Here is a 6,535-nt window from a genome sequence, read left to right on the forward strand (position 1 = left end):
TTCGCTCGACTTGCATGTATTAGGCACGCCGCCAGCGTTCGTCCTGAGCCAGGATCAAACTCTCCGAAAAAGTTTGACAGAAAGACTCAAATTCATTGACGTTGACGCTTCGTTTTGTTTAGTTTTCAAGGAACAATCGAAATCACTTTTTAACAGCGACTTTCTTATAATAACACCAGGTCGACTTTGTGTCAACCACTTTTTTATTTATCATGCTGATCATTTGTCGTTCAGCAGCGACGTTTAATAATATACTACCATTCGACTTAAACGTCAACACTTTTTTTAAAAAATTTTATCCTTTTTACCACTCTGCTTTTCTTTTCATTTGCATATATTTTAAACACTCGTAATGCGGTGCAACTCTTTTAAATATCGTAAATAATATATGGTACCTTTCTTTCATTGCTCTCTTTACAACATGATCAATTCGTTCATCTTCTAGATCAAATAATATTTCATCCATTTCTCGTTTCAGCAAATATTGTATCTCTTGCCTCTCATGTTCATGTAACAACATCCCAAGCATTTTTTCCACATCCTTATTTATTTGTTTTCTGTAGTTTTTTCCAACATGTCTAAAATTATGAAGTTGTTTAACAAAAATGTTAAGACATAAATCCTATCTGCCTTCATACAATGGTGACAAGGACTTGTCTAAGAGGTGATCAAACGAGAATGAATGGATTTTATATTGTCAGTGGCAAAAAAATAAAACAAGGACTGTTAATCGTCATTATTTCATTCTTTACGGCCCTGTTCCTTTTTTCTGAAAGCTTAAGCTACCTGTCTGTTTTTTCGACAAAAGAAGGACCAAGAGCCATTTATAAAGGAGAAAAAGGTATTGCGCTTACGTTTAATATCGGCTGGGGGGATGAAAAGGCCGCTCCTATTTTAGAGTTATTAAAGAAGCAGAACGTTAAAAAAGCAACGTTTTTTTTATCCGGAGAATGGGCTGAAAGACATCCTGAACTAGTTGAGCTAATCGTGAAGCAAGGGTACGAAATTGGATTACTCGGTTATACGTACAAAGATTATACCGATTTAGACGATTCGGAAGTGCGTCGAGACATTTTAATGGCGCAAGAAGTATTTAAAAAACTAAACGTCAAAAATATCAAATTACTCCGCACGCCTACAGGTCATTTCGATGAACGAGTGATTCAAATTGCTGAACGTCTTGGCTATACTCTCGTTCACTGGAGTGTAAACTCACATGACTGGAAAAATCCGGGAGTAGAACAAATTATCAAAAACGTCTCTGTCGCTAAAAAGGGAGATATTATTCTACTCCATGCTTCTGATTCCGCCAAACAAACCGCTCAAGCGCTCCCTTCTATCATTCAAATGACGAAAAAGAAAGGAGAGCTACAAACCGTTTCGGAAATGATTGCGAGCGGAAAAGCAAAAACCACATTAATTCGATAAAAAGAGGTAAAACAAAAGGTGTCCCCTATAAAAATGGGACGCCTTTTTTGTTTACGCCTTCATCGTGTTGTATTTTGGGAGCATTAATAATTGATAAGCGTTACAAGCTAATAATGTAAATAGCATTAAGTAAAGCCAACTTTGTTCATTCGTCGTTAGAACAGGTAGCCATTCGACTACTGTTACAACGACCATAAAAAATAAGGCTGAAACAAACGTTTGTTTATTAGTTTGCTTTGCTTTAAAATACGCGATTACCGCACCAAACAAAAGAATGAATCCTGCCAATAATAAGTAAGGAACCAGACTTTCCCCTTCATCAGCAAAGGCTTGGAAACGGAAGTATACGAGGTCAAACAAAACGATACAAATAAGAACCCATTGGACACCGTTCCATAAGGAGATCGTTCGGAAAATCCCTAACCCAAATCGATGAACGGTTAAATAAGCAAAAAAGCCCATTTGACTAATAACGCTAAACGTAAAGCCAACTCCCATTAACCAAATAAAGGTGGAAAGGATTGCCCCGATCTCACCATTTGTAAAATAAGGCGAAAATTCATCCCAGCGAATCACAAACCCTAAGATTCCGGAAACGAAACCTCCAACTAACAATGTAGAAAAGAAAAATTTTATCCAATTTCGAATCGTCACCGTTGACTCCTCCATTATGTCAATGTCATTCACTCTTTCGATTTTACCAACCAAATCTTGAAAAATCTAGGACAAGGCGAAGGAACGCATATTTTTTCACAAAGTTCTCATATTAACAGTAAGAAGTTGTTTAATGGAAAGGAGCTTTAAGATGAAAAAGTGGACCTATTTGCTCCTCATACCCGTACTTTTTTTAACCGCTTGTAACGGTGGAAAAGAGTCCGGTGGCGGTCAAATGGATTATGACGAAACAAAAAAAATGGTAGTTGATATATTAAAAACGGATGAAGGAAAGAAAGCAATTCAACAAATCATTTCTGATGAAAAAATGAAGGAAGAGCTAGTCATGGATCAGCAAGTTGTTTCAGATTCGATTCAAAAAACCTTAACATCTGAAAAAGGGGTCGAATTTTGGAAAAAGTCTTTTGAAGATCCAAAATTTGCTGAAACGGTTGCCAAAAGCATGAAAAAAGAAAACGAAAAGCTATTAAAGGAACTTATGAAAGACCCAGAATATCAAGGGATGATGATGGATATTTTGAAAGATCCTGAAATGCAAAAAGAGTACAATGAAGTGCTGAAAAGTAAAGAGTATCGAGAACATTTACAAACCGTCATTATCGAAACATTTGAAAGTCCTTTATTCAAGTCTAAACTTCAAGATGTGTTAAAACAAGCAGGCCAAGAAGGGGGAGAGAAAAAAGAAGAAGGTAAAGAAGGTGGGGGACAAGAAGGTGGTGGTGAAGGAGAAGATAAAGGGCAAGGACAAGGCGGTGGAGCGTCTGCATAAAAAATCAGACCGATAAATCCGGTCTGATTTTTTAGATTTATTTCATTAACAAACCGCTCACTTTTTTCGCGATGTCTAAATAAATCTTTCCAAGTGGATGATCTTCTCCATAAATCGACGGTGCAAAGTCTTCCTCGTTATCAGGCCAATCCGGCTGTTGTAAAGGTAACTGGCCAAGTAGTTCGGTTTGTAGTTCTTCCGCTAATTTTTGGCCACCGCCGCGACCGAAGACATATTCTTTTTCACCAGTTACTTTACTTTCAAAGTAAGACATGTTTTCAATAACACCTAATACTTCATGTTCGGTACGTAACGCCATAGCGCCAGCCCGTGCCGCTACAAACGCCGCTGTTGGATGTGGCGTCGTTACAATAATTTCTTTACAGTGCGGGAGCATCGTGTGAACATCTAATGCAACATCCCCTGTTCCAGGAGGTAAGTCTAATAATAAATAATCTAAGTCTCCCCACTCCACTTGGCTGAAGAAGTTGTTTAACATTTTTCCTAACATTGGTCCACGCCAAATGACCGGTGCATTATCTTCCACAAAGAATCCCATCGAAATGACTTTAACACCAAAGCGCTCCACTGGAATAATCATGTCTCCACGAACTTGTGGTCGCTTTGTAATTCCCATCATATCAGGAACACTGAATCCGTAGATGTCCGCATCAATAAGGCCAACTTTTTTCCCGAGTCTTGCTAATGCTACTGCCAAGTTACAGGAGACGGTAGATTTTCCGACGCCTCCTTTTCCACTAGCAATCGCAATAAATGTCGTTTGCCTATTCGGCGAGAGGAGTCCTTGACCTTTTGGTTCACTGGAATAACGATGTTTTTCTAATTCCTCTTTTGGTAGATCAGCAAAGCGGATACCAACCGTTTCTGCCCCCGCTTTTTTAAGCGTTTCCACAATTTGCGATTGTAATTGAAGCTGCTCACCTGTCCCCGTTTTCGCGATAGCTACTTTGACGCTAACATGTTTTTTCTCTTCTTTAATAGCGACTTCAAGTATTCCATTCGTTTCTTTTAACGGTTTATGTAAAAAAGGATCTTTTAATTCACCTAAAAGTTGAATGACATCTTGTTTCGTAAGCACGAAAAACACCCTTTCTCCCTATGTAAACTTTTCTTTCTTTTCATCAGTATATCACATATTGACGATCGCCCAAAAAGAGACGCGCGAATTATTTGAAAAATGTTGCAATACGACAAACAAAAAAGGAGCTATTCTTCCAGCTCCGGCTCATTCGTAAAATAGCGAAGAACCCCTCGATAAATGGCTTCAGCTACTTTATCTTGATAACGATCGTTCATTAAATTCCTCTTTTCTTCTGGATTGGAAAGAAAACCGATTTCTACAAGTGCTCCAGGTTTTTTGGCGTTTTTTATTAAGTAAACGTTATTAATGACTTTTGCTAAGCGATCTGTATTTTCAAGGCTTACCCGCAATTCTTCTTGGATAAACGTAGCAATCCGTCTATTTTCTTTATACCGGGGATAATAAAATGTTTGCGCCCCACTCCACCTTGAGGAAGGAATGGCGTTTAAATGGATACTTAAATATAAAGAGGCATCGGATTCGTTAATTAACTGCAGCCTTTTTTGAAGATCTTCCACCTTTCGTCGACTATACCCTCTTGTCTCCTCATCGGCTAAATCCGTATCTGTTTCTCTTGTTAAAAGCACCAAGGCACCTTGTTCTTGTAAATAATCCCTCAGCTTTAGCGCAACTGATAGCGCAATATCCTTTTCAAGCACCTCTTCATCCCCCGCTCCACCGTCTGGTCCCCCATGTCCAGGATCTAAGTAAATAATTTTTCCTGACAACGGCAAGTTCCATGACTCAAACGATTGCGAATTTAAAAATTGGTACTTTAATAGATACATGAAAAGGAGAATCCCTACGCCAAAGAGGAACCATTTCACTTTTTTATTCATGCGTAATTTCCATCCCTTCCCTTTTCTCTATATCCACTGTATGGGACAAGGGAAGGAAATAGAACTGTAACATCTATTTCAGACGGAGCTTTCTTCTCCGTGTGGCTTTTAAAAAACCTTCCGTCCACCACGAGTCAATGTACTGTTCACAAGCATAGTAGATGGATTCGGAAGCAAGCGATTCATGATCCCGGATACCCCAATAAAGCCAATCATTATACAACGTATCGATGATGTCTTTTAACTCTCTGCGACAGCGATGACGAACTTGTGTGACCGACTCTCCATAATACCCAAAGCGACTATATTTCGCACCAAGTAAATACGCTTCAATGGCCATATCATAACATCCTTCTTCGAGCTGTGGAGCTAAACGCCGTCCACATTCGAAATAAAATGGTCGAAAATATTTCTGCATACGATCCCGTAGCATGGAAATAGACAATTCTCTTAAAATCATCCGTTCATGGTGTAATTCTTTTTCTCTTTTTTTATAAGAAAACGTCTTAATCACTGCCATTTGTATTCACTCTCCTTACCACGTATTGTTTGCTCTGTAAGGAAAGTGATACAAAGAAAAAAATCACAATTTTTGGGCACAAAAAAACCTCCATCCGAAACGGATAGAGGTTTTGCATCCAAAACAAATTAGCGTTTGGAGAATTGTGGTGCACGACGAGCGCCTTTAAGACCGTATTTCTTACGCTCTTTCATACGTGCGTCACGAGTTAATAATCCAGCACGTTTTAGTGGTTGACGATATTCAGGATCTGCTTGAAGTAACGCACGAGCGATACCGTGACGGATCGCACCTGCTTGACCAGAATAACCGCCACCTTTAACGTTTACAAGTACATCGTAGTTGCCAAGAGTTTCAGTAATTACAAGTGGTTGCTTAATTACTTCACGTAATGCTTCGAATGGAATGTAGTTTTCTACGTCACGACCATTGATTACGATACGACCGTCGCCTGGTACTAAACGAACACGTGCTACAGAGCTTTTGCGACGACCAGTTCCATAGTATTGAACTTGTGCCAAGATAATACCCTCCTCTTAAAATTATCCGCGTAGTTCGTACACTTCAGGTTTTTGAGCTTGATGTGGATGTTCAGGACCCGCATAAACGTGTAATTTTTTGAACATTTGACGTCCTAAAGAACCTTTAGGAAGCATGCCTTTAATAGCAAGCTCTAACATTTTCTCAGGATAGTTTGTACGCATTTCAAGCGCTGTACGAGCTTTTAAACCGCCTGGATGTTGGCTATGACGGTAGTAGATTTTGTCTGTTAATTTTTTACCAGTAAGTTCGATTTTAGAAGCGTTGATGATGATCACATGGTCACCAGTATCAACGTGTGGTGTGTAAGTTGGTTTATGTTTACCGCGTAAGATTGCAGCTACTTCGCTGGCAAGACGACCTAAAGTTTTACCTTCAGCGTCTACAACGTACCATTTACGCTCTACTTCATTTGCTTTTGCCATATACGTAGTACGCATGATTTACCCTCCTAAAAATAAAAATTCCTTTTCACCTGTATTTATTTTTAACACGATTAAGTTCCGGGGCTTATCGTGGGGTTAAATACATACCATATGATATAATATCTCTTTCAGTTGCCAATGTCAAGAAAATGTTACACCTGGATTGAGTCAAGTATTTGTGGGCAGTTTTTTTCTCCCTAACAATGAAAGCGGATTCACTATTTTAGGGTACTCTCT

General features: G+C 39.0%; 9 protein-coding genes and 1 rRNA gene. 2 read left to right on the forward strand and 8 right to left on the reverse strand.

The features are described 5' to 3' along the window. Positions 1-72 (reverse strand): 16S ribosomal RNA (locus H0Z31_15500); the annotation flags it as partial. Between the two features lie 232 nt (positions 73-304). Next, a complete protein-coding gene (locus H0Z31_15505; protein ID MBO8178828.1) occupies positions 305-529 on the reverse strand; it encodes a hypothetical protein in 225 nt (74 codons plus the stop codon). Between the two features lie 149 nt (positions 530-678). On the opposite strand from H0Z31_15505, the gene pdaB reads away from it, so the two are divergent. Beyond that, the gene (gene pdaB, locus H0Z31_15510; protein ID MBO8178829.1) at positions 679-1,428 is read left to right on the forward strand and encodes a polysaccharide deacetylase family sporulation protein PdaB; all 750 of its coding nucleotides are present in this window, start codon (positions 679-681) and stop codon (positions 1,426-1,428) included. 51 nt (positions 1,429-1,479) lie between these two features. Here pdaB and H0Z31_15515 read toward each other — a convergent pair whose 3' ends face one another. Next, positions 1,480-2,082, reverse strand: coding sequence for a KinB-signaling pathway activation protein (locus tag H0Z31_15515; protein MBO8178830.1), 603 nt, complete (start codon positions 2,080-2,082; stop codon positions 1,480-1,482). A gap of 151 nt (positions 2,083-2,233) precedes the next feature. Between H0Z31_15515 and H0Z31_15520 the strand changes: the two genes are divergently transcribed. Then, a complete protein-coding gene (locus tag H0Z31_15520; GenBank protein MBO8178831.1) occupies positions 2,234-2,872 on the forward strand; it encodes a spore gernimation protein GerD in 639 nt (212 codons plus the stop codon). 37 nt (positions 2,873-2,909) lie between these two features. Here the strand turns inward: H0Z31_15520 and H0Z31_15525 are convergent, their stop codons facing one another. The 5 genes from H0Z31_15525 to rplM all read right to left on the reverse strand — a co-directional run bounded on the left by H0Z31_15525 (position 2,910) and on the right by rplM (position 6,313). Beyond that, positions 2,910-3,971, reverse strand: coding sequence for an MRP family ATP-binding protein (locus tag H0Z31_15525; GenBank protein MBO8178832.1), 1,062 nt, complete (start codon positions 3,969-3,971; stop codon positions 2,910-2,912). A gap of 128 nt (positions 3,972-4,099) precedes the next feature. Next, positions 4,100-4,813 (reverse strand): N-acetylmuramoyl-L-alanine amidase CwlD, encoded by a 714-nt coding sequence (cwlD, locus tag H0Z31_15530; GenBank protein MBO8178833.1) that lies wholly within the window; start codon positions 4,811-4,813, stop codon positions 4,100-4,102. Between the two features lie 73 nt (positions 4,814-4,886). After that, positions 4,887-5,333 (reverse strand): DUF2521 family protein, encoded by a 447-nt coding sequence (locus tag H0Z31_15535; GenBank protein ID MBO8178834.1) that lies wholly within the window; start codon positions 5,331-5,333, stop codon positions 4,887-4,889. Positions 5,334-5,461: 128 nt separating this feature from the next. After that, positions 5,462-5,854 (reverse strand): 30S ribosomal protein S9, encoded by a 393-nt coding sequence (gene rpsI, locus H0Z31_15540; GenBank protein MBO8178835.1) that lies wholly within the window; start codon positions 5,852-5,854, stop codon positions 5,462-5,464. A 21-nt stretch (positions 5,855-5,875) separates the two neighbouring features. Further along, positions 5,876-6,313 (reverse strand): 50S ribosomal protein L13, encoded by a 438-nt coding sequence (gene rplM / locus H0Z31_15545; GenBank protein ID MBO8178836.1) that lies wholly within the window; start codon positions 6,311-6,313, stop codon positions 5,876-5,878. Positions 6,314-6,535 lie beyond the last annotated feature (222 nt).

It is taken from the genome of Bacillus sp. (in: firmicutes) (assembly GCA_017656295.1).
GTDB lineage: Bacteria > Bacillota > Bacilli > Bacillales > JACDOC01 > JACDOC01.